The sequence below is a fragment of the Variovorax sp. OK212 genome, from assembly GCF_900112425.1.
Lineage (GTDB): Bacteria > Pseudomonadota > Gammaproteobacteria > Burkholderiales > Burkholderiaceae_C > Variovorax.
Window position 1 is genome coordinate 151,838 of sequence record NZ_FOLP01000001.1, and the last position, 22,149, is coordinate 173,986.

The window sequence follows — 22,149 nt, forward strand, 5'->3', positions numbered from 1 at the left end:
CACGCCCCTGAAGAACATGCACGAAGAGACAAGCAGCCCAGCACCCGCCAGCCCATGCCAGACATCAACATCCTCTTTCCGTCGGTGCTCAACGGCCTGACGACAGGCGCCGTGTACGCGCTGATCGCCGTGGGCCTCACGCTGATCTACGGCGTGCTGCACATCATCAACTTCGCCCACGGCGCCAGCCTGATGCTGGCGCTGTACGCCGTGTACTTCCTCAAGGAACGCTTCGGCATCGACCCGTACCTGGCGCTTCCCATCGCCATCGTCGGCATGTTCGCGCTCGGCTACGCGCTGCAGCGCATCGTCATCAACAAGGCCGGCCACGGCAAGGACGAGAACATCCTGCTGGCCACGCTGGGCATCGCCATCGTCATGGAGAACCTGGCGCTGCTGTTCTTCAAGTCGGACACGCGCAGCATCGACACCGCCTACTCGCTGAGCACCGTGGCCATCGGCCCGGCCATGATCGCGGTGCCCAAGCTCGTTGCCTTCGCCGGTGCGCTGGTGGTGTCGGGCGTGCTGTTCTGGATCATGGGCCGCACCGACCTGGGCCGCGCCATCCGCGCGGTGGCCAAGGAGAAGGAGGGCGCCAAGCTCATGGGCATCGACGTGGACCATGTGTACGCCATGAGCTTCGGCATCGGCCTGGCGTGCCTGGGCGCGGCGGCCTGCTTCCTGCTGCCCGCGTACTACGTCAACCCGCAGGTGGGCGGCGGCTTCGTGCTGGTGGCCTTCACCATCGTGGTGCTGGGCGGCATGGGCAGCTTCGTGGGCGCACTCATCGGCGGCTTCCTGATCGGGGTGGTGGAGTCGATCGGCGGCCTGTACCTGGGCGAGTCGCTCGGCCAGTTGGGCATCTTCGCGATCTTCATCGGCGTCGTGCTGTTCCGCCCGCAGGGCATGTTCGGAGCGAAAGCATGAACGCAGGCATGAAGCAACTTGCGGGCATTGCGCTCTTCGCGGTCGTCATCGGCTGCGTGCCGTTCATGACCCAGTCGGGCGTGATGCTCAACTTCGTGATGATGGCGCTGTACGCCACGCTCATCGCGCAGGCCTGGAACATCCTCGGCGGCTTCGGCGGGCAGTTCTCTTTCGGGCATGCGCTGTTCTTCGGCACCGGCGCCTACATCCAGGCCATCGCGCAATTGCAGGGCGGCATCAACGCCTGGGTGGCGCTGCCGCTGGCCATCGCCGGCAGCGCGGTGGTGGGCCTGTTCGTCGGTGCGCTCACCTTCCGCTACGGCCTCAAGGGTTCGTACTTCGCGCTCGTCACGCTGGCCTTCGCGGAGGTGTTCCGCATTCTCGCGACCTCGGTGCCCTTCACGGGCGGCGGCGTGGGCCTGATGGTGCCGCTGCGCGAATCGGTGGGCAACATGCAGTTCGCCTCGCGCGCCGGCTACCTGTGGGTCGTGCTGGCGATGGTCGTGGTGGCGCTGCTCGTGACCTGGTGGCTGCGCAACGGCCGCTTCGGCGCCTACCTGCAGGCCGTGCGCGACAACGAGGACGCCGCGCGCGCCGTGGGCGTGAACCCGTTCCGCGTCAAGCTCGCGGCCATCGGCCTGTCGGCGGCCTTCATGGGCGCGGCCGGTGCGTTCTACGTGCAGGTGTTCCAGTACATCGACGCGGGCATTGCCTACGGCTCGGTCACCTCGGTGGAGGCGCTGGTCGCGGCCATCGTGGGCGGCATGGGCACGCTGTGGGGCCCGGTGCTGGGCGCGGCGGTGCTGCACCTGCTGTCGGACTTCACGCGCAACCTGTTCGGCGAGCTGCCGGGCATCAACATGGTCATCTACGGCACGGTGCTCGTGCTCATCGTGATCTTCCTGCCGCGCGGCGTCGCGGGCCTGGGGCTCTCCGTGCGGCAGCTGTGGAACGCGAAGGGAGCCAAGAATGACTGAGCCTCTTCTGACACTCGACGGCATCTCGCGCTCCTTCGGCGGCCTGAAGGCCGTGCAGAACGTGAGCCTGGCCGTGAAGGAGGGCAGCCTCACCGCGCTGATCGGCCCCAACGGCGCGGGCAAGACCACGCTGTTCGCGCTGATGTCGGGCTTCCTCAAGCCCGATGCCGGCACGGTGCGCTTCGCCGGCCAGGACATCACCGGGCGCGAGCCGCACCGCAACGCCGTGCTCGGCATGACGCGCACCTTCCAGATCGTGAAGCCCTTCGCCGCGCAGACCGTGCGCGAGAACATCGCCGTGGGCGCGCACCTGCATGTGCGCAACCGCGCCGAGGCCCTGGCCAGCGCCGAGGCCGTGGCGCAGCGCGTGGGCCTGGCGCCGCAACTCGACAAGCCCGCGTCCGACCTCACCGTGGCCGGCCGCAAGCGCCTCGAACTCGCCCGCGCGCTCGCCACGCGGCCCCGCCTGCTGCTGCTCGACGAAGTGCTCGCAGGCCTCAACCCGCAGGAGATCGCCGAGATGATGCCGGTGGTGCGCGGCATCGCCGACAGCGGCGTGACCGTGCTGATGATCGAACACGTGATGCAGGCCGTGATGAACCTGGCCGAGCACGTGTGGGTGCTGGCGCAGGGCCAGCTGATTGCACAGGGCAACCCGTCGCAGGTGACCTCCGACGACCGCGTCGTCGAGGCTTACCTGGGCCACGGCACGGCGGCGCGCTTGCGCAAGGCCGCGGCCGGCAACGTGGGAGCCTCGGCATGAGCGCGCTGCTGGACATTCAAGGCCTGCGCGGCGGCTACGGCCGCGTGGAAGTGCTTCGCGGCGTCGACCTGCAGGTGAACGCCGGCGAGATGGTCGCGCTGCTCGGCAGCAACGGCGCGGGCAAGTCGACGCTCAACAAGATGGTCTGCGGCCTCACGCCCACGTGGCGCGGCAGCGTGCGCTTCGACGGCAAGGACCTGACCGGCGCGCACTACCGCGACGTGGTCAAGGCCGGCCTGATCCAGGTGCCCGAGGGCCGCAAGGTGTTCCCCAACCTCAGCGTGCTCGAGAACCTGGAGCTCGGCTCCTTCACCCGCGCCCGCGAGCGGCGCGCGGCCAACGTCGAGAAGATGTTCCACATCTTCCCGCGGCTGCGCGAGCGCATGGCGCAGCACGCCGGCACCATGAGCGGCGGCGAGCAGCAGATGCTGGCCATCGCGCGCGGGCTCATGGCCGAGCCCGTGCTGCTGATCCTCGACGAGCCGTCGCTGGGCCTCTCGCCGCTGCTGGTGGAAGAGATGTTCACGCTCATCCGCGAGCTGCGCGACGGCGGCCTCGCGGTGCTGCTGGTCGAGCAGAACGTGGGCCAGTCGCTGGAGATCGCCGACCGCGCCTACGTGCTGGAGAACGGCAGCGTGCGCTTCTCGGGCAAGCCCGACGCGCTGCTGGGCAGCGACGAACTGCGGCGCGCCTACCTGGGGCTCTGAGCCCCCGCAAGAACAACGAGACAACAAGGAAACCCCATGATCCATCGCCGCGACATCCTCATCGCACCCGCCGCGCTGGCCTTTGCCGCCGCCGCCCGCGCGCAGATCGGCAACGCCCCCGTGCGCATCCTGGTCGGCGCGCCGGCCGGCGGCTCGACCGACACGCTGGCGCGCTCGCTGGCCGTGAGCATGGGCCCCGCGCTGGGCCGCACCGTCATCGTCGAGAACAAGCCCGGCGCGGGCGGCAACATCGCCGCCGATGCGGTGGCCAAGGCCGCGCCCGACGGCAACACGCTGCTGATGAGCTTCACCAGCCATGCCATCAACGCCACGCTGTACCCCACGCTGCCCTTCGACCCGGTGAAGGACTTCACCGCGCTCACCTGCGTGGCCACCTCGCCGTCGATCCTGGTGGCGCATCCCTCGGTGCCCGCGAAGGACGTGCGCGAGCTCATCGCGCTCGCCAAGGCCAAACCGGGCCAGCTCAACTTCGCCATCGGCGCGGTGGGCTCGTCGCTGCACATGGCGGGCGAGGCCTTCAAGATGCAGTCGGGCGTGGACATCGTGAACATTCCCTACAAGGGCACCTCGCCCGCCGTGCAGGACCTGCTGGCCGGCCAGGTGCAGCTGATGTTCGCGGCGGTGGGCAACGTCAAGGCCCACATCCAGGCCGGCAAGCTCAAGGCGCTGGGCGTCACCACGGCCAAGCGGCTGCCCGCGTTCCCCGACGTGCCGGCCATCGCCGAGGCCTTGCCCGGCTACGAGTCGAGCGCATGGTTCGGACTGTTCGGCCCGGCGCGCCTGCCGGCGGACGTGTCGCGCAAGCTCAGCGAAGCGGCGCGCCACGCGCTGCATCAGCCCGACATGCTCAAGCGCCTGGACACCGAAGGCGCGATTCCCGTGGGCAACTCGCCCGAGCAGTTCACCGCGTTCGTGCAGAGCGAGATCCCGCGCTGGGCCAAGGTCGTGAAGTTCTCCGGAGCCAAGCCCGAATGACCGCCGACACCTCCAACCCGGCAGCCGCGCGCGTGCCGCCACAGACGCTGGCGCAGAAGCTCATTGCGCGCGCCAGCGGCCGCGCGCACGTGGCGGTGGGCGAGATCGTGACCTGCGGCGTCGACCTCGCCATGTTCCACGACTCCTCGGGCCCGCGCCGCCTGAAGCCCATGCTCGAGGAACTGGGCGCGCAGATCTGGGACCGTTCGCGCATCGTGCTGGTGATGGACCACTACGTGCCCGAGCGCGACGACGACTCGCGGCGCATCGTGCGCATCGCGCGCGACTGGGCGCGCGACCAGCAGCTGCCGCACGTGTACGACAGCCAGGGCATCTGCCACGTGGTGGTGCCGCAGCACGGCCACATCCGCCCCGGCATGCTGTGCGTGGGCGGCGACTCGCATTCGCCCACCGGCGGCGCGTTCGGCGCCTACATGTTCGGCGTGGGCAGCACCGAGATGCTGGGCGTGGTCGTCACCGGCGACATCTGGCTGCGCGTGCCCGAGACCATCCAGATGTGGTGGGACGGCAAGCTGCCCGCGGGCGTGACCGCCAAGGACATGATGCTGCACATGATCGGGCGCTTCGGCATGAACGGCGGGCGCTACCAGGCGGTGGAGTTCGCGGGCCCGGCGGTGCGCTCGATGTCGATGCAGGAGCGCATGACGCTGTCGAACATGAGCGCCGAGCTCGGCGCGCAGGCCGGGCTCATCGCGCCCGACGCCACCACCGCGGCCTACCTGGAGGCGGCCGGCGCGCCGCGCGCCGACAGCTCTGCATGGTTCACCGACAGGGACGCCGCGCTCACGCGCCACAGCTTCGACGCCGACACGCTCGAGCCGCACGTGGCCGCGCCGCACAGCCCGGCCAATTCGCTGGGCGTGAGCCACTACGCCGGTACGCCGGTGGACGTGGCCTACATCGGCGCGTGCACCGGCGCCAAGCTCGACGACCTGCGCGCCGCGGCGCAGGTGCTGCGCGGCCACAAGGTGGCGGCGGGCATCCGCCTGATCGTCGCGCCCGCCAGCCTGCAGGACCAGGAGCAGGCGCGCGAAGAGGGCGTGCTGCAGGCGCTGATGGACGCGGGCGCCGAACTGTTCCCGACCGCGTGCGGCGCCTGCTCCGGTTACGGCGACCCGATGGGCGACGACATCACCGTCATCTCGACCACGGCGCGCAACTTCAAGGGCCGCATGGGCTCGCCGAGCGCGCAGGTGTACCTGGGTTCGCCCTACACCGTGGCGGCCGCGGCATTGCGCGGCCGCGTGACCGATCCGCGCGAGGTGCTGGCATGAGCGTCACGCACGCCACCCACCGCGTCTGGCGGCTCGGCGCCGACATCGACACCGACCTGCTCGCGCCGGGCCATGCCATGAAGCACGGCATCGACATCATCGCGAAGCACTGCCTCGAGGCCATCCGCCCCGACTTCGCCGCCGGCGTGGCACGCGGCGACGTGCTCGTGGCCGGGCCCAACTTCGGCATCGGCTCCTCGCGCGAGCAGGCCGCCGCCGTGCTGGTGCACCTGGGCGTGAGCGCGGTGATCGCGCCGTCGTACAGCGGCCTGTACTTTCGCAACGCCTTCAACGTGGGCCTGCTGCTGCTGACCTGCGCCGAGGCCGAAACACTGAGCGAAGGCGACCAGATCGCCCTGGACACCACTGCGCCCGAGATCGTCATGCCCGGGTGCAGGCGCCTGGCCTGCGAGCCGGTGCCCGGATTCCTCATGGACATGGTCCGCGCCGGCGGACTGTTGAACCAGCTGCGCCAGCGAACTGGCCGCCCCGCCTCCAAGAAAGCCACCGATGTCTGACCCTTCTTCCGCCCCAACCATCGACCCCGTCACGCTCGCCGTGCTGCGCGGCCGCCTCGAGCAGGTGGCCGACGAGATGGACGCCACGCTCTACCGCAGCGCGTTCAATCCCATCATTGCCGAGGCGCATGACGCCTGCCACGGCCTGTACGACGCCACCACCGGCGACACGCTGGTGCAGGGCAAGTCGGGCCTGCCGGTGTTCGTGGGCGCCATGGCCTTCGCGGTGCGCGCCACGGCCAAGGCCGCCGCGCCGCGCGGCGGCATGCGCGACGGCGACATCTGGATCAGCAACGACGCCTACGACGGCGGCACGCACGCCAACGACTTCAAGCTGGTGAAGCCGTTCTTCCGCAACGGCAAGCTCTACTGCCACATGGCCTCGGCCGCGCACTGGCACGACGTGGGCGGCGCGGTGCCCGGCAACTACAACCCGGCGGCCACCGAGTGCTGGCAGGAGGCGGTACAGATTCCGCCGGTGCGCATCGTGAAGGGCGGCGTGCTCGACCCCGACGTGCTGGCCATCCTGCAGGCCAACACGCGCCTGCCAGACAGCCTGTGGGGCGACCTGAACGGCCAGCTCGCGGCGCTGGAGCTCGGCGAAAAGCGGCTCGACGGCCTGCTCGACGAATACGGCGACGACCTGGTGCTGGCCGCGCTGGGCGAGCTGCGCAGCCGCGCGCTGCGCCTGATGCGCTCGCACGTGGCCTCGCTGCCCGACGGCCGCTACAGCTTCGAGGACGTGCTGGACAACGACGGCATCGTCAACGAGCCGCTGACCATCGCGCTGGACATGACGGTGGCCGGAGACCGGCTCACGCTCGATTTCTCGCGCACTTCGCCGCAGTGCGCGGGGCCGGTCAACATCTCGCGCTCGACGGCGATCGCCGCCTGCTACGTTGCGCTCAAGCACCTGTTCCCCGACGTGCCCGCCAACGCCGGCGTGCTCGACGCGGTGGACTTCGTCATTCCCGACCGGCTGGTGATCAGCTGCGAGCGCCCGCGCCCGGTGGGTGGCTACACCGAGACCATCCTGCGCATGATCGACGTGATCTTCAGCGCCGCCGCGCAGGCCGACCCCACGCGCGCCGTGGCGCAGGCCTACGGCACCATCAACGCGCTGTCGATCGCGGGCCACCGCAGCGACAAGGGCCGCGAAGGCCAGCGCTGGGTGATGTTCAGCTTCTTCGGCGGCGGCCACGGCGGCCACTCGGGCGGCGACGGCCTGGCGCACGGCAACGCACCCATCTCGACCGCGACGATCCCGCCGCTCGAAATTCTGGAAGCCGCCTACCCGGTGCGCTTCACCGAATGGTCGCTGCGCGCCGACTCCGGCGGCGACGGCCAGCACCGCGGCGGCCTGGGCGCCGTCTATGAAATCGAACTGCTCGAGAAAGACGCCGAGGTGTTCGTCTTCGGCGAGCGCGGCACCTCGCCGCCCAAGGGCATCGCGGGCGGCGGCGCGGGCGCGGTCAACGTGTTCCGCTACGAGAACGCGGGCGAGTGGCACACGCCGCCCATGGTCTCCAAGATGCGCGGCATCACGCTGGCGCGCGGCGAGCGCGTGCGCCTGGAAACGCCCGGCGGTGGCGGCTGGGGTAACGCGGCCGAGCGCCAGCCAGAGAAGCGCGAGGCCGATGCGGCCATGGGCTATGTGAGCACCGATACGACGAAGAAAGCAACCGAATGACTTCCCCTGGTAACTCCCTTGTCGTCGGCGTCGATGTCGGCGGCACCTTCACCGACCTCTTCGTGCTCGACGAAGCCAACGGCAGCGCGCGCATCGTCAAGGTGCCTTCCACGCGCGGCGAGGAAGCGCGCGGCTTCATGAACGGCGTGGCGCGCGTGGCCGATTCGGCCGCGGCCATCGCCACCATCGTGCACGGCACCACCGTGGGCACCAACGCGCTGCTGGAGCGCAAGGTGGCGCGCACCGGCATCATCACCACGCGCGGTTTTCGCGACGTGCTCGAGATGCGCCGGCGCGACCGGCCCGAGACCTGGGGCCTGCGCGGCAGCTTCAAGCCCGTGGTGCCGCGCGACCTGCGCCGCGAAGTCGACGAGCGCGTGCTGGCCGACGGCACGCTGCACACGGCGGTCGACCTCGAGCAGGTGCGCGCCGAGGCGCGCTCGCTGCTGGAGGCGGGCTGCGAGGCCGTGTGCGTGTTCTTCATCAACACCTACGCCAACCCCGAGAACGAGCGCCTGGCCGTGGCCGCGGTGCGCGAGCTGTGGCCCAACCCGCACGTCACCTCGGCCAGCGAGGTGCTGCCCGAGATCCGCGAGTTCGAGCGCTGCTCGACCGCCACGCTCAACGCGGCGCTGCAGCCGGTGGTGGGCAGCTACCTCGGCCGGCTCGAAAGCGACCTGCGCGCGCAGGGCTTCGCGGGCGAGCTGCTGGTGGTGCAGAGCAACGGCGGCGTGATGTCGCGCCAGACCGCGAGCGACCTGCCGGTGCGCACCGCGCTGTCGGGCCCGGCGGCCGGCGTGATCGCCTGCGCGGCCATTGCGCGCGCGGCGGGCTTTCCGAACGCGATCACGGGCGACATGGGCGGCACGTCTTTCGACGTGTCGCTGGTGGCCAACGGCGAGGCCGCGCTGGCGGCGCAGACCGCCATCGAGTTCGGCATGGTGATCCGCTCGCCGATGATCCAGATCGAGACCATCGGCGCCGGCGGCGGCTCCATCGCGTCGGTGGACGCGAGCGGCATGCTGCAGGTCGGGCCCGAGTCGGCGGGCAGCGTGCCCGGGCCGGCCTGCTACGGCCGCGGCAACATGCGCCCGACCGTGACCGATGCCAATGTGCTGCTGGGCCGCATCGCGGCGGACCGGCCGCTGGGTGGCGGCCTGCTGGCGGCGCTGGACGCGGAGAAGTCGCGCCAGGCCATCGAGGAACATGTCGCGCGCCCGCTGGGCCTCGAGGTGCACGCGGCGGCGGAAGCGATCCTGACCGTGGCCAATGCGCGCATGGCCGGTGCCATCCGCCTGGTGTCGATCGAGCGCGGGCACGACCCGCGCCGCTTCGCCTACATGCCCTTCGGCGGCGGCGGCGCGCTGCATGTGTGCGCGATGATGCGCGAGGTGGGCGTGGCCACGGGCATCGTGCCGCGCTACCCCGGCGTCACGTCGGCGCTGGGCTGCGTGATTGCCGACATGCGCCACGACGCGGTGCAGACCATCAACAGGCCGCTGGCCGACCTCGACGTGGCCGACCTGCAGCACCGCATCGACACGCTGGCCGCGAGCTGCCAGCAGCGGCTCGACTCGTCGGGCGTGCGCTTCGACGACGTGCGCCAGGTGGTTGCACTCGACATGCTCTACGCCGGCCAGACGCACACGCTGCCGGTGGTGCTGGCCGATGCGGGCCAGGCGCCGATCACGGCCGCTTCCATTCGCGCTGCCTTCGAAGCGGCCTACACGGCAGCCTTCGGCCGCGTGCTCGACGGCATCGCGATTCGCGTGATGAACCTGCGCTATGCGCGCATCGGCGTGCGGCCCAAGTTCGACCTGAAGGTGCTGGCGCCCGAAGGCGTGGGCAGCACCGCGCCGCTGGGCACGCAGCGCGTGTTCCACCAAGGCCGGTGGCACGACGCGGTGCGTTATGCGCGGCTCGAGCTGCCGGTGGCCGCGCGCATCGACGGCCCCGCGATCCTCGAACAGGCCGACACCACCGTGTGGCTCGAGCCCGGCTTCCATGCCGAGGTCGACGCGCATGGCAACCTGCTGGTGAGGCCGTCATGAGCGCGGGCACGAAGATCGTTCCGGCGAAGACGGCGCTGGTCGTCATCGACCTGCAGAACGACTTTCTCGACGCCAAGGGCGCCTACGCGCGCGGCGGCGACACCAATCCTCCCGCGCTGCTGCTGCCCGGGCGCGTGGCCGCCGTGGCGCGCGCGCTGAAGGCGGGCGGGGGGCTGGTGGTGGCGAGCCAGTTCACGCTGTGGCCCGACGCGAAGGGCGAGCCGATGGTCTCGCCGCACCTGAAGGCGCTGCGCCCGTACCTTGCCAAGGGCGACTTCGCGCCCGGCAGCTGGGGCCAGGCCAATGTCGATGCGCTCGCGGGCCTGGTCGACGTCACGGTCAGCAAGGTCGCGTACTCGGCCTTCTTCAACACGCAGCTCGACTGGGTGCTGCGCCGCGCGGGCATCGACACCGTGGCCGTCTGCGGCATCGTCACCAACGGCGGCGTGGCCAGCACGGTGCGCGACGCGCACATGCGCGACTACCGCACGCTGGTGCTGGCCGACGGCTGCGCGGCCTTCGGCGAGGAGCGCCACAACACCTCGCTGGCCGACATGCGCAACGTGGCCGAGGTGACGGACTGCGCGCCTTTCATCGCATCGCTGGCATGAGCGCGCCCGCAAGAACCGTCCGGCGCGCCGCGCAGGTGGAGGCCGATGTGCACGTGGCGGTGGCCATCGTCGGCGGCGGGGCCTGCGGGCTCACGGCGGCGCTGATGCTGGCGGACGCGGGCATCGACTGCGTGGTGCTGGAGCGCGACGCGCTGCCCAGCGGGTCGACGGCGCTGTCCTCTGGCTTCATTCCCGCGCCCGGCACGCGCGTGCAGCGCGCACATGGCGTGGCCGATGACAGTGCCGCGCGCTTTGCGGCCGACATCCAGGCCAAGGCGCACGGCCGCGCGGCAGCTGCGCTGGTCGATGCGTATGCCCATGCCATCGGCCCCGCGCTCGATGCACTGCAGGCGCGCCACGGTCTCGGGTGGATGCTGCTCGACGGCTTTCTCTACCCCGGCCACAGCGTGCACCGCATGCACGCGTTGCCGCAGAAGACGGGCGCCGCATTGATGGCGGCGTTGCAGTCGGCCGTCGAAGCCGCGGGCATTCCGGTGCTGACGCAGGCGGTGGTCGACACGCTGGTGCTCGACGCGCACGACCGGGTGGTCGGCATCGACTACTTGCGCCCCGACGGCCAGCATGAAACGCTGGGCTGCGACGCGCTGCTGCTGGCCTGCAACGGCTTCGGCGGCAACACGGAAATGGTGCGCACGCTGCTGCCCGAGATGGCCGAGGCCACCTTCGGCGGGCACGTCGGCAACGACGGCAGCGCCATCCTCTGGGGCGAGTCGCTCGGCGCGCGGCTGCGCGACCTGGGCGGGTACCAGGGCCACGGCTCGTGGGTCACGCCGCAGGGCGCGCTGATGTCGTGGGCCGTGATGATGGAAGGCGGCGTGCAGCTCAACTGCGACGGCCGGCGCTTTCACGACGAGACGCTGGGCTACTCCGAAGCCGCGGTGCATGTGCTCGCGCAGCCGGGCGGCATCGGCTGGAACGTGTTCGACACGCCGCTGCTCGCACTGGCGCGCGGCTTCCCTGATTTCTGCGAGGCCGAGGCCGCCGGCGCGCTGCGCCGCTGCGACTCGGTGGCCGCGCTGGCGGACTGCATCGGCTGCGAAGCCGCGGTGCTGCAGGGCACGCTCGACGCGATGCGCGGTGGCGTGCCCGCGGCCGACGGCCGCGTGTTCGCGCGCGGCCTCGGCGCGCCGTACTTCGCCGTCAAGGTGACCGGCGCGCTCTTTCATACGCAAGGCGGCCTCGACACCGCACCCGACATGCGCGTGCTGCGCCAGGACGGCACGCCGTTGCCCAACCTGCTGGCCGCGGGCGGCGCGGCCGGCGGTGTCTCGGGTGACGCGGTGTGGGGCTATCTCTCCGGCAACGGCCTGCTGAGCGCCGTGGCCGGCGGCTACATCGCGGCGCACACGGCTGCCGCACTGGTTCAACACAAGGAGGCGTCCGCATGACGACCCACAACTTCAAGACCCGCCTGGCCCGACCCGACGTGGTGCTGGCACCCGGCGTGTACGACGCGCTGAGCGCACTGGTGGCCGAGCAGGCCGGCTTCGAGGCGCTGTACCTGTCGGGCGCGTCGATTGCCTACACGCGCCTGGGCCGCTCCGACATCGGCCTGACCACCTTCACCGAAGTGGCCGACACGCTGGCGCGCATCACCGAGCGCGTGCGCCTGCCGGTGATCGTCGATGCCGACACCGGATTCGGCAACGCGCTGAACACGCAGCGCACCGTGCGCGGCTTCGAGCGCGCGGGCGCGGCCATGGTGCAGATCGAGGACCAGACCTTTCCCAAGCGCTGCGGCCACCTCGACGGCAAGGCCGTGGTGCCCGAGCGCGAGATGGTCGGCAAGCTGAAGGCGGCGCTGGACGCGCGCACGTCGAGCGACACGCTGATCCTCGCGCGCACCGACGCGGTGGCGGTCGAGGGGCTGGAGGCCGCGCTCGACCGCGCCGAGGCTTACCTCGCATGCGGCGTGGACGCGCTCTTCATCGAGGCGCTGCGCTCGCCCGAGCAGATGGACGCGGCCTGCAGCCGCTTCGCGCACCGCGTGCCGTTGCTGGCGAACATGGTCGAAGGCGGCAAGACGCCGATACAGGATGCCGACGCGCTGCAGAAGCACGGCTTTCGCATCGCCATCTTCCCGGGCGGCACGGCGCGCGCGGTGGTGCACACGCTGCAGGGCTACTACGCCAGCTTGCACCAGCACCGCACCACGCAGCCGTGGCGCGCGCAGATGCTGGACTTCGATGCGCTCAACGAGGTGATCGGCACGCCCGAGCTGATGCGCACCGGCCAGAAGTACGACTGAGGCTCAGCGCAGCACGCGCACCAGCTCGTCGTACACCAGCCGCACACGCGCCGGCACCGGCGCGCGCTGCGAGCGGTAGACATGAATCGGCCAGGGCTCCGGCGCCTCGGCCTCCAGCACGGCCACCAGCACACCGGCCTGCAGCAAGGGCTCGGCCAGCGGCGCCACGAGCTGGCCGAAGCCCAGCCCCGCCTGCACCGCGGCGCACTCCGCATCCACGTCGTCGGTCACGAAGGCCGGCGAGGTGATCGGTACCTGGCGCCCCTTGCTGAAGAACCATGACCACGGCCGGCCCGAGGCGCGGTCGATCAGCGCGGTGAGCGGCATCGCCGCGAGCGCCTCCAGGTCCTTGGGCACGCCCGTGCGCGCCACCAGCGCCGGCGTGGCCACCACGTACAGCGGCATCCGCCCGGCGGTGCGCGCCACGAAGCGCGCGTCGCGGATCGGGCCGGCGCGCACGCCGATGTCGATCTGCTGGTCGACCACGTCGGCGTGCTCCTCCGACAGGCGCAGGTCGAGCACCAGGCCCGGGTGCGCGGCCAGCATGGGCGCCAGCGCCTGCGGAATCAGGCGCCGGCCGAACACGTTCGGCGCCGTGACGCGCACCGTGCCCGCGTGCTGCGACAGCGCGCGCCGGTCGGTGCGGTGAAACAGCGCGTCCACGCCGCCCACGGCGGTGCGCGCGCGCTGCGCGAGCTGCCGGCCGAAGTCGGTGAGCTGCACGCCGCGCGTGCTGCGGTGGAACAGCGGCTCGCCCAGTTCCTCCTCGAGTTCGCGCACGGCGCGCGTGACCACCTGCGGCGAGACCGACAGGCGCACCGCCGCGTCGCGGAAGTTGGCGGCGTCGGCGGCGGCGCAGAACACGCGCAGGGCTTCGAGGCGGTTGGACATGGGCGGGCTTTCCTTTGCAGTGTTCCGATTTTAGGAATTCTGAAGTCGGAAGAGTTTCATTTACGGGAATACGCAGATTTTCGACACTGCATGCACCAACTCTTCTTTCCCTTCGTTTTCCAACCCACCGCAAAGGACATTCCATGACATCCGTTCAAGACAACATCAAGGGCAAGGTCGCCATCGTCACCGGCGCCAGCAGCGGCATCGGCGAATCGACGGCGCGCCACCTGGCTGCCCGCGGCGCCAAGGTCGTGCTCGCGGCACGCCGCACCGACCGGCTCGACAAGCTGGTCGCGGAGATTCGCGAAGCCGGCGGCGAAGCCATCGCCGTGGCCACCGACGTGTCGAAGCGCGCCGACCTGGAGCAACTGGCCGCGGCCACCGTCGAGGCCTTCGGCCGCATCGACGTGCTGGTGAACAACGCGGGCGTGATGCCGCTGTCGCCGATCGAGAAGCTCAAGGTCGACGAGTGGGACCGCACCATCGACGTCAACATCAAGGGCGTGCTTTACGGCATTGCCGCGGTGCTGCCGCGCATGCAGGCGCAGGGCAGCGGGCACATCCTGAACGTGGCGTCCATCGCCGGCTTCAAGGTGTTCACGCCGATCGGCACGGTGTACAGCGCGACCAAGCACGCGGTGCGCGCCATCTCCGAAGGCCTGCGCGTGGAAATGGGCAACACCGGCATGCGTGTGACGGTGGTGTCGCCCGGCGCGGTGGAGTCGGAACTGAAGTTCGGCAGCACCGACGCCGACGCCACGGCCGGCCTGAAGGCCTTCTACGACGCCAACCAGATCCCGTCCGACGCGGTGGCCCGCGCCGTGGTCTACGCGGTGGAGCAGCCGGCGAACGTGGACATCAACGAAGTGGTGGTGCGGCCGGTGTCGCAGGACTTCTGATCTGCTGAAAGTAAGCCGGGGGCGGGGCAGGGTATGGCCCCCTTGCCGCTCCCGGCCGGTTCAATTAACCTTCAATAACTGAAGGCTTCTAGAAGCCAAAAGTGGGAAGCCCCTGCAAAATAGAACGACCGTTCGTTTTATTCGGAGCCCCACGATGCCTGTCAATGCCGTTCCCGCCAAGCCGGCCCGCGCCGCCCAGAAGGGCCAGCAGACCAAGGCCGTGATCGTCGACGCCGCACTGGCGCTGGCCGCGCAGATCGGCCTGGAAGGCCTGTCGATCGGCGCCGTGGCCGAGATCACCAAGATGAGCAAGTCGGGCGTTTTCGCCCACTTCGGCTCGCGCGAGGAACTGCAGATTTCCGTGGTGCGCGAGTACCACGCCCGTTTCGAGCAGGAAGTGTTCTTTCCTGCCCTCAAGGCGCCGCGCGGCCTCCCGCGCCTTCGCGCCATGTTCGCCAACTGGATGAAGCGCACCTCGACCGAGATCGACTCGGGCTGCATCTACATCAGCGGCGCCTCCGAATTCGACGACCGTCCGGGCCCCGTGCGCGACGCGCTGGTGGAGTCGGTCAGCATCTGGCAGGCCGCCGTGCTGCGTGCCATCGTGCAGTCGCAGACCGAAGGCCATCTGCGCGCCGATGCCGACGAGCGCCAGGTGGCGTTCGAGATCCACGGGCTGATCCTCGCGCTGCACTACGAGGCGCGCTTCCTGCAGGTGCCCGGCTCCATCGGCCGCGCCAACGTCGGCTTCGACAACATCCTGGCGCGCAGCGCCACGCCCGCCGCGCCGAAGGCCGATGCCGCCGCGCCGGCCGCCGGCCGCCGCCTCAAGCCCGTGCGCTGAGGCAGGCGCGCCCCGCTTTCGCTTTCCCGTTTTTTCCGTTTTCGTTCTTCCCCCTTTTTCTTTTTCTATCTAGCTTCGACCAGGAGAGTTCCGGATGCCTACCTACAACCCACCCGTGCGCGACATGCAATTCGTGCTGCACGAAGTGCTCAACGTCGCCGAGGAACTCAAGGCGCTGCCGGCCCATGCCGAGACCGATGCCGACACCATCAACGCGGTGATCGAAGAGGCCGGCAAGTTCGCCGCCGAAGTGACGTTCCCGCTGAACATCGGCGGCGACGAAGAAGGCTGCGTGCTCGACAAGGCCACGCACGAAGTCAAGACGCCCACCGGCTTCAAGGACGCCTACGCCAAGTACGTCGAAGGCGGCTGGCCCGCGCTGTCGTGCGACCCGGCCTTCGGCGGCCAGGGCCTGCCGTTCGTGGTGAACCAGTGCCTTTTCGAAATGCTCAACAGCGCCAACCAGGCCTGGACCATGTACCCCGGCCTCTCGCACGGCGCGTACGAAGCGCTCAAGGCGCACGGCACCGAAGAACAGAAGAAGACCTACCTGCCCAAGCTCACGAGCGGCGAGTGGACCGGCACCATGTGCCTGACCGAACCCCATTGCGGCACCGACCTGGGCCTGCTGCGCACCAAGGCCGAGCCGCAGGCCGACGGCACCTACCGCATCACCGGCAGCAAGATCTTCATCTCGGCCGGCGAGCACGACATGACGGACAACATCATTCACCTGGTGCTGGCCCGTCTGCCGGACGCGCCCAAGGGCAGCAAGGGCATCAGCCTGTTCGTGGTGCCCAAGTTCCATGTGAAGGCCGACGGCTCGCTGGGCGAGCGCAACCCGATCTTCTGCGCCGGCCTGGAGCACAAGATGGGCATCCACGGCAACGCCACCGCGCAGATCGTGATCGAAGGCGCCACCGGCACGCTGGTGGGCGAGCCCAACAAGGGCCTGGCCGCGATGTTCGTGATGATGAACGCCGCGCGCCTGGGCGTGGGCAACCAGTCGCTGGGCCTCACGGAAGTGGCCTACCAGAACGCGCTGGCCTACGCCAAGGACCGCCTGCAGATGCGCTCGCTGTCGGGCGTGAAGGCCAAGGACAAGGAAGCCGACCCGATCATCGTGCACCCCGACGTGCGCAAGATGCTGCTCACCGCCAAGGCGTATGCCGAGGGCGGGCGCGCGCTGCAGATCTTCTGCACGCTGCTGCTCGACAAGGAGCACAACCACCCCGACGAGAAGGTGCGCAAGGACTCGGGCGAACTGGTCGCGCTGCTCACGCCCATCGTCAAGGCCTTCATCACCGACAACGGCCACATCTCGACCAACGCCTGCATGCAGGTGTTCGGCGGCCACGGCTTCATCAAGGAATGGGGCATGGAGCAGTTCGTGCGGGACAACCGCATCAACATGATCTATGAAGGCACCAACACCATCCAGTCGCTGGACCTGCTGGGCCGCAAGGTGCTGGGCAACAACGGCGCGTCGCTGAAGAAGTTCGGCAAGCTGGTGGCCCGCCTGGTGGAAGAAGAGGGCGTGAACGAGAAGATGTCGGAGTTCATCACGCCCGTGGCCGTGCTGGGCGACCAGCTCACCAAGTTCACCACCGAGATCGGCTTCAAGGGCTTCCAGAACCCCGACGAAGTGGGCGCCGCCGCGGTGGACTACCTGCGCGTGGCCGGCCACTTCGTGTTCGGCTACCTGTTCGCCCGCATGGCGCAAGTGGCGCTGCGCGAAATTGCCGCCGGCAACACCGACCCGTTCTACGTGGCCAAGCTGCAGACCGCGCGCTTCTACTTCGCCAAGCTGTTCCCCGAGACCGCGACGCTGATGCGCACCGCGCGCGCCGGCAGCAAGGTGCTCATGGACACCGACGCGGCGCTGGCATAAAAGGCCGCTGATAAAAGCCGCTGTTCTTCCTCATCCACTCATCCGGGAGCCGATCATGAAAAAAACGCTTGCAGCCCTGTTGTTCACCGCGACCGCCCTCTCGGCCATGGCCCAGAGCACGCCGGTGGGCGTGTGGCGCAACGTCGACGACAAGACCGGCGAGGTCAAGGCCGAGATCAGCATTGCCGAGACCAACGGCGCGCTGCTCGGGCGCATCGAGAAGGCGCTGGGCAAGGACGCCAAGCCCGGCGCCACCTGCGATGAATGCAGCGACGACCGCAAGGGCAAGCCCATGGTCGGCCTGGACATCATCCGCGGCGGCAAGAAGGCCGAGAGCAAGGACGTCTGGGAGGGCGGGAAGATCCTCGACCCCGAGAACGGCAAGGAATACCGCGCGAGCTTCACGCCCATCGACGGCGGCAAGAAGCTCGAAGTGCGCGGCTACCTGGGCCCCTTCTGGCGCACCCAAACCTGGAACCGTGTTCAATGACCCACCCCCGTTGCTGCTCACTTCGTGTAGCAGCCTCCCCCTCAAGGGTGCAACACCAGCGGCCCGGCAAAGCCGGTTCCGCGGTGTTCCCCGAATGAATTCAGAACTTCGAAACCCAGCTATGTCCCGATTTCAAGTGAAGAAGGTCGCCGTGCTCGGCGCCGGCGTGATGGGCGCGCAGATTGCGGCCCACCTCGTCAACGTGCGCGTGCCGGTCGTGCTGTTCGACCTGGCCGCCAAGGACGCGACCGGCGCGGTCGCGCAAGGCGCGGCGAAGAACGGCATCGTCACGCGCGCCATCGACAACCTCAAGAAGCTCAGGCCCGCGCCGCTCGGCGACGTGGCCGACGCGGTGCTGATCGAGCAGGCCAACTACGAAGACGACCTGGCCAAGCTCGGCGAGTGCGACCTCATCATCGAGGCCATTGCAGAGCGCATGGACTGGAAGCTCGACCTGTACCGGAAGATCGCGCCGCACGTGGCCAAGCATTCGATCCTGGCCTCGAACACCTCGGGCCTGTCGATCACCAAGCTCAGCGAGGCACTGCCCGAAGCGCTGAAGCCGCGTTTCTGCGGCATTCACTTCTTCAACCCGCCGCGCTACATGTTCCTGGTGGAACTCATCAACACGCCCACCACGCAGCCGCAGGTGCTCGACGACCTCGAGGCCTTCGTCACCAGCACGCTCGGCAAGGGCGTGGTGCGCGCGCACGACACGCCCAACTTCATCGCCAACCGCGTCGGCATTGCCGGCATGCTGGCCACGCTGAAGGAAGTCGAGAAGTTCGGCCTCACGCCCGACGTGGTGGACGACCTCACAGGCAAGAAGCTGGGCCGCGCGAGCTCGGGCACCTTCCGCACCGCCGACGTGGTGGGCCTGGACACCATGGCCCACGTCGTGAAGACGCTGCAGGACAACCTGGACGCGCAGACCGATCCGTTCTACGCCAACTTCGCGACGCCGCCGGTGCTCGCCAAGCTGCTGGAGCTGGGCAACCTGGGCCAGAAGGCCAAGGCCGGCTTCTTCAAGAAAGTCGGCCGCGACATCCTGCGCTTCGACCTGAAGAGCGGCGAGTACGTGCCCGCCGGCGCGAAGGCCGACGAGGTCTACGGCCGCATGCTGAAGAAGCCCGCCGCCGAGCGCCTGAAGCTGCTGCGCGAGAGCGAAGGGCCGCAGGGCCAGTTCCTGTGGGCGATCCTGCGCGACGGTTTCCACTACGCCGCCGTGCACCTGGGCGACATTGCCGAGAGCGCGCGCGACATCGACTTCGCGATGCGCTGGGGCTTCGGCATGAAGCAGGGCCCGTTCGAGCTGTGGCAGGAAGCCGGCTGGGCGCAGGTGGCCAAGTGGGTGCAGGAAGACATCGACGCGGGCAAGGCGCTGAGCAGCGCGCCGCTGCCGAAGTGGGTGTTCGAAGGCCCAGTGGCCGAGGCCGGTGGCGTGCACACGCCCGAGGGCTCGTGGAGCGCCTCGCAGAACAAGTTCGTGCCGCAGCGCAAGCTGCCCGTGCATGACCGCCAGCTGTTCCCCGAGAGCGTGCTGGGCGCCAACGCGCCCGACGCCAACACGGCCGGCACCACGATCAGCGACGAAGGCGACGTGCGCGTGTGGACGCTCGACAAGGAAGGATTCGAGGGAGTGCTCATCGCGAGCATCCACTCGAAGATGCACGCCATCAGCCCCGATGTGGCCGAGGCGCTGGGCGCCGCGGTGGACCTGGCCGAAGCCGAATACAAGGGCCTGGTGATCTGGTCGCCCGACGAGATGTTCTCGGTCGGCGCCGACCTGCAGGCGATGCTGCCGGCCTTCGTGGTCGCGGGCATCGGCGCGGTCGAGGGCGCGGAAGAAGAGCTGCAGAACGTGATGCTCAAGATCCGCTACGCCAACGTGCCGGTGATCTCGGCCGTGCGCGGCATGGCGCTGGGCGGCGGCTGCGAGTTGGCCGTGCATTCGGCCAGGCGCGTGGCGGCGATGGAAAGCTACATCGGCCTGGTCGAAGTCGGCGTGGGCTTGATCCCCGGCGCGGGCGGCCTGACCTACATCGCGCGCCGCGCGGCGGAGAACGCCGCGGCTTCGACGGGCACCGACCTGCTGCCGTTCCTGACCGAAGGCTTCACCGCCGCCGCGATGGCCAAGGTGGGCACCGGCGCGCTCGACTCGAAGAAGCTCGGCTACCTGCTCGACAGCGACGTGATCGTGGCGAACAAAGACGAGCTGCTGTACGTGGCGCTGCAGCAGGCCAAGGCCATGGCCGACGCCGGCTACCGCCCGCCGCTGCGCCGCACCTTCCGCGTGGCGGGGCGCAGCGGTGCCGCGACGATCAAGGGGCAGCTGGTGAACATGCGCGACGGCGGCTTCATCAGCGCGCACGACTTCCACATTGCGAGCCTGATCGCCAACGTGGTGACGGGCGGCGACGTGGACGCGGGCTCGCTCGTGACCGAGGAGTACCTGATGACGCTGGAGCGCAAGGCGTTCTGCTCGTTGATCGTGCATCCGAAGACGCAGGAGCGGATCATGGGGATGTTGAGCACGGGGAAGCCCGTTCGCAACTGACGCTTGCAAGGACCATGAGCGAAGACCAAGGCGCTGCCGGTCCCCTCTCCCGCTTGCGGGAGAGGGTTAGGGTGAGGGCACGCAGCCTTCGCGAAACCCCGACCGACGCCGAGGCCCTGCTCTGGTACCACCTGCGCGACCGCCGTCTCGCCGAACACAAGTTCCGGCGCCAGCGCCCGATCGGCCCGTACTTTGCGGACTTCGCCTGCCTCGAAGCAAAGCTGGTCGTGGAGCTGGACGGTGGCCAGCATGTGGACGCAGCTGCCCACGACGAGAACCGCACACGTTTCATCGAAGCCCAGGGCTATCGCGTGTTGCGATTCTGGAACCACGAAGTGCTGACGCAGACAGACGCGGTGCGGGAGCGGATCCTGCGGGCGCTGCAGGAAGACAGCCCTCACCCCAACCCTCTCCCGCAAGCGGGAGAGGGGGCAAGACAGCAAGCCGCCGTCCCATCGGACGAACGAGCCATACAAGACACCAGGAATCTCAAGCCATGAAACAAGTCCAAGACGCCTACATCGTCTCCGCCACCCGCACGCCCATCGGCAAGTCGCACCGCGGCTACTTCCGCAACTACCGCCCCGACGACCTGCTGGCCACCACGCTGCGCGCCGCGCTGGCCGCCGTGCCCAGCCTCGACCCCAAGGCCATCGAAGACATCATCTGCGGCTGCGCCATTCCCGAGTCGCAGCAAGGCCTGAACGTGGCGCGCATCGGCGCCGTGCTCGCGGGCCTGCCGACCAGCGTCGGCGGCATCACCGTCAACCGCTTCTGCGCATCCGGCCTCTCGGCCGTGCAGATGGCCGCCGACCGCATCCGCGTGGGCGAGGCCGACGTGATGATCGCGGCCGGTGTCGAGAGCATGAGCATGGTGCCCATGATGGGCAATTCGCCTTCGCTCTCGCCCTCGATCTTCGAGCGCGAAGGCGACGTGGGCATTGCCTACGGCATGGGCCTCACGGCCGAGAAGGTCGCGCAGCAGTGGAAGGTGAGCCGCGAGGCGCAGGACGAATTCGCGCTGGCTTCGCACCAGAAGGCGCTGGCCGCGCAGAAGGCCGGCAAGTTCGCCGACGAGATCACGCCGATCGAAGTGACCGACCGCACGCCGAACCTGGAGACCGGCGAGTCGATCGCCAAGACGCGCACCGTCAACCTCGACGAAGGCGCGCGCCCCGACACCAGCATCGAGGGCCTGGCCAAGCTGCGCACCGTGTTCGCCGCGCGCGGCACGGTCACGGCCGGCAACAGCTCGCAGACCTCGGACGGCGCCGGCGCGCTGATCCTGGCGAGCGAGAAGGCCGTGAAGCAGTACGGTCTCACGCCGCTCGCGCGCTTCGTGAGCTTCGCCAGCAAGGGCGTGCCGCCCGAGATCATGGGCATCGGCCCGATCGAGGCCATTCCGGCCGCGCTGCGCTACGCCGGGCTGAAGCACGAGGACATCGACTGGTTCGAGCTCAACGAAGCCTTCGCCGCGCAGTCGCTCGCCGTCATCAACACGCTGGGGCTCGATCCGTCGAAGGTCAACCCGATGGGTGGCGCCATTGCGCTGGGCCACCCGCTGGGTGCGACCGGTGCCATCCGCGCGGCCACCGTGGTGCACGCGCTGCGCCGCGAGAACCTGAAGTACGGCATGGTCACGATGTGCGTGGGCATGGGGCAGGGCGCGGCCGGCATCTTCGAGCGCGTCTGAGCATGCTCGCCGCGCGTACTGCAGTGCAGCACGCCGGCGTCCCGCACACGACTGCCCGAGCGCGACCACCGAAGGCA

At 69.5% G+C, this 22,149-nt stretch carries 20 protein-coding genes; 19 read left to right on the forward strand and 1 reads right to left on the reverse strand.

All coding sequences use genetic code 11. From position 1 onward, the window contains the following. Window positions 1–54 precede the first annotated feature (54 nt). The 12 genes from BM004_RS00595 to BM004_RS00650 are packed head-to-tail and all read left to right on the forward strand — an operon-like array spanning window position 55 to window position 12,804. The gene (locus tag BM004_RS00595) at window positions 55–927 is read left to right on the forward strand and encodes a branched-chain amino acid ABC transporter permease (RefSeq protein ID WP_093126463.1); all 873 of its coding nucleotides are present in this window, start codon (window positions 55–57) and stop codon (window positions 925–927) included. Beyond that, window positions 924–1,904 (forward strand): branched-chain amino acid ABC transporter permease, encoded by a 981-nt coding sequence (locus BM004_RS00600; RefSeq protein ID WP_177206289.1) that lies wholly within the window; start codon window positions 924–926, stop codon window positions 1,902–1,904. Before BM004_RS00595 ends, BM004_RS00600 begins: the two co-directional genes overlap by 4 nt. Then, complete coding sequence (locus tag BM004_RS00605) at window positions 1,897–2,667, forward strand: ABC transporter ATP-binding protein (RefSeq protein WP_093210629.1); 771 nt, start codon at window positions 1,897–1,899, stop codon at window positions 2,665–2,667. The genes BM004_RS00600 and BM004_RS00605 overlap by 8 nt, the downstream gene beginning before the upstream one ends. Further along, window positions 2,664–3,374 carry an ABC transporter ATP-binding protein gene (locus BM004_RS00610; RefSeq protein WP_093126455.1) on the forward strand — a complete coding sequence of 237 codons (711 nt, stop codon included), beginning with the start codon at window positions 2,664–2,666 and terminating at the stop codon, window positions 3,372–3,374. Before BM004_RS00605 ends, BM004_RS00610 begins: the two co-directional genes overlap by 4 nt. A gap of 39 nt (window positions 3,375–3,413) precedes the next feature. Next, entirely contained in the window at window positions 3,414–4,370 is a 957-nt protein-coding gene (locus BM004_RS00615) for a tripartite tricarboxylate transporter substrate binding protein (protein WP_093211933.1), read from the forward strand. After that, complete coding sequence (locus BM004_RS00620) at window positions 4,367–5,665, forward strand: 3-isopropylmalate dehydratase large subunit (protein WP_177206291.1); 1,299 nt, start codon at window positions 4,367–4,369, stop codon at window positions 5,663–5,665. Before BM004_RS00615 ends, BM004_RS00620 begins: the two co-directional genes overlap by 4 nt. After that, complete coding sequence (locus tag BM004_RS00625) at window positions 5,662–6,183, forward strand: LeuD/DmdB family oxidoreductase small subunit (RefSeq protein ID WP_093126452.1); 522 nt, start codon at window positions 5,662–5,664, stop codon at window positions 6,181–6,183. Before BM004_RS00620 ends, BM004_RS00625 begins: the two co-directional genes overlap by 4 nt. Then, complete coding sequence (locus BM004_RS00630; RefSeq protein ID WP_093210631.1) at window positions 6,176–7,873, forward strand: hydantoinase B/oxoprolinase family protein; 1,698 nt, start codon at window positions 6,176–6,178, stop codon at window positions 7,871–7,873. Before BM004_RS00625 ends, BM004_RS00630 begins: the two co-directional genes overlap by 8 nt. Next, on the forward strand, window positions 7,870–9,924 hold the full coding sequence (locus tag BM004_RS00635; RefSeq protein WP_093210633.1) for a hydantoinase/oxoprolinase family protein: 2,055 nt from the start codon (window positions 7,870–7,872) through the stop codon (window positions 9,922–9,924). The genes BM004_RS00630 and BM004_RS00635 overlap by 4 nt, the downstream gene beginning before the upstream one ends. Continuing rightward, window positions 9,921–10,535 carry a cysteine hydrolase family protein gene (locus BM004_RS00640; RefSeq protein ID WP_093210635.1) on the forward strand — a complete coding sequence of 205 codons (615 nt, stop codon included), beginning with the start codon at window positions 9,921–9,923 and terminating at the stop codon, window positions 10,533–10,535. The genes BM004_RS00635 and BM004_RS00640 overlap by 4 nt, the downstream gene beginning before the upstream one ends. Continuing rightward, a complete protein-coding gene (locus BM004_RS00645) occupies window positions 10,532–11,944 on the forward strand; it encodes an FAD-dependent oxidoreductase (RefSeq protein WP_093210637.1) in 1,413 nt (470 codons plus the stop codon). The genes BM004_RS00640 and BM004_RS00645 overlap by 4 nt, the downstream gene beginning before the upstream one ends. Then, a complete protein-coding gene (locus BM004_RS00650; protein WP_093126440.1) occupies window positions 11,941–12,804 on the forward strand; it encodes an isocitrate lyase/PEP mutase family protein in 864 nt (287 codons plus the stop codon). Before BM004_RS00645 ends, BM004_RS00650 begins: the two co-directional genes overlap by 4 nt. Before the next feature lie 3 nt (window positions 12,805–12,807). Here BM004_RS00650 and BM004_RS00655 read toward each other — a convergent pair whose 3' ends face one another. Beyond that, complete coding sequence (locus tag BM004_RS00655; protein ID WP_093126438.1) at window positions 12,808–13,695, reverse strand: LysR family transcriptional regulator; 888 nt, start codon at window positions 13,693–13,695, stop codon at window positions 12,808–12,810. Window positions 13,696–13,838: 143 nt separating this feature from the next. Between BM004_RS00655 and BM004_RS00660 the strand changes: the two genes are divergently transcribed. The 7 genes from BM004_RS00660 (at window position 13,839) to BM004_RS00690 (ending at window position 22,072) form a co-directional block, all read left to right on the forward strand. After that, complete coding sequence (locus tag BM004_RS00660; protein WP_093210639.1) at window positions 13,839–14,597, forward strand: SDR family oxidoreductase; 759 nt, start codon at window positions 13,839–13,841, stop codon at window positions 14,595–14,597. A 154-nt stretch (window positions 14,598–14,751) separates the two neighbouring features. Continuing rightward, window positions 14,752–15,441, forward strand: coding sequence for a TetR/AcrR family transcriptional regulator (locus tag BM004_RS00665; protein WP_093126433.1), 690 nt, complete (start codon window positions 14,752–14,754; stop codon window positions 15,439–15,441). A 94-nt stretch (window positions 15,442–15,535) separates the two neighbouring features. Next, window positions 15,536–17,332 carry an acyl-CoA dehydrogenase C-terminal domain-containing protein gene (locus BM004_RS00670; protein WP_093210641.1) on the forward strand — a complete coding sequence of 599 codons (1,797 nt, stop codon included), beginning with the start codon at window positions 15,536–15,538 and terminating at the stop codon, window positions 17,330–17,332. 55 nt (window positions 17,333–17,387) lie between these two features. After that, complete coding sequence (locus BM004_RS00675) at window positions 17,388–17,822, forward strand: DUF2147 domain-containing protein (RefSeq protein WP_093210643.1); 435 nt, start codon at window positions 17,388–17,390, stop codon at window positions 17,820–17,822. A gap of 121 nt (window positions 17,823–17,943) precedes the next feature. Then, window positions 17,944–20,379, forward strand: coding sequence for a 3-hydroxyacyl-CoA dehydrogenase/enoyl-CoA hydratase family protein (locus BM004_RS00680; RefSeq protein WP_093210645.1), 2,436 nt, complete (start codon window positions 17,944–17,946; stop codon window positions 20,377–20,379). A gap of 14 nt (window positions 20,380–20,393) precedes the next feature. Beyond that, complete coding sequence (locus tag BM004_RS00685; RefSeq protein WP_093210647.1) at window positions 20,394–20,879, forward strand: endonuclease domain-containing protein; 486 nt, start codon at window positions 20,394–20,396, stop codon at window positions 20,877–20,879. Beyond that, window positions 20,876–22,072 carry an acetyl-CoA C-acyltransferase gene (locus BM004_RS00690; RefSeq protein WP_093210649.1) on the forward strand — a complete coding sequence of 399 codons (1,197 nt, stop codon included), beginning with the start codon at window positions 20,876–20,878 and terminating at the stop codon, window positions 22,070–22,072. Before BM004_RS00685 ends, BM004_RS00690 begins: the two co-directional genes overlap by 4 nt. Window positions 22,073–22,149 lie beyond the last annotated feature (77 nt).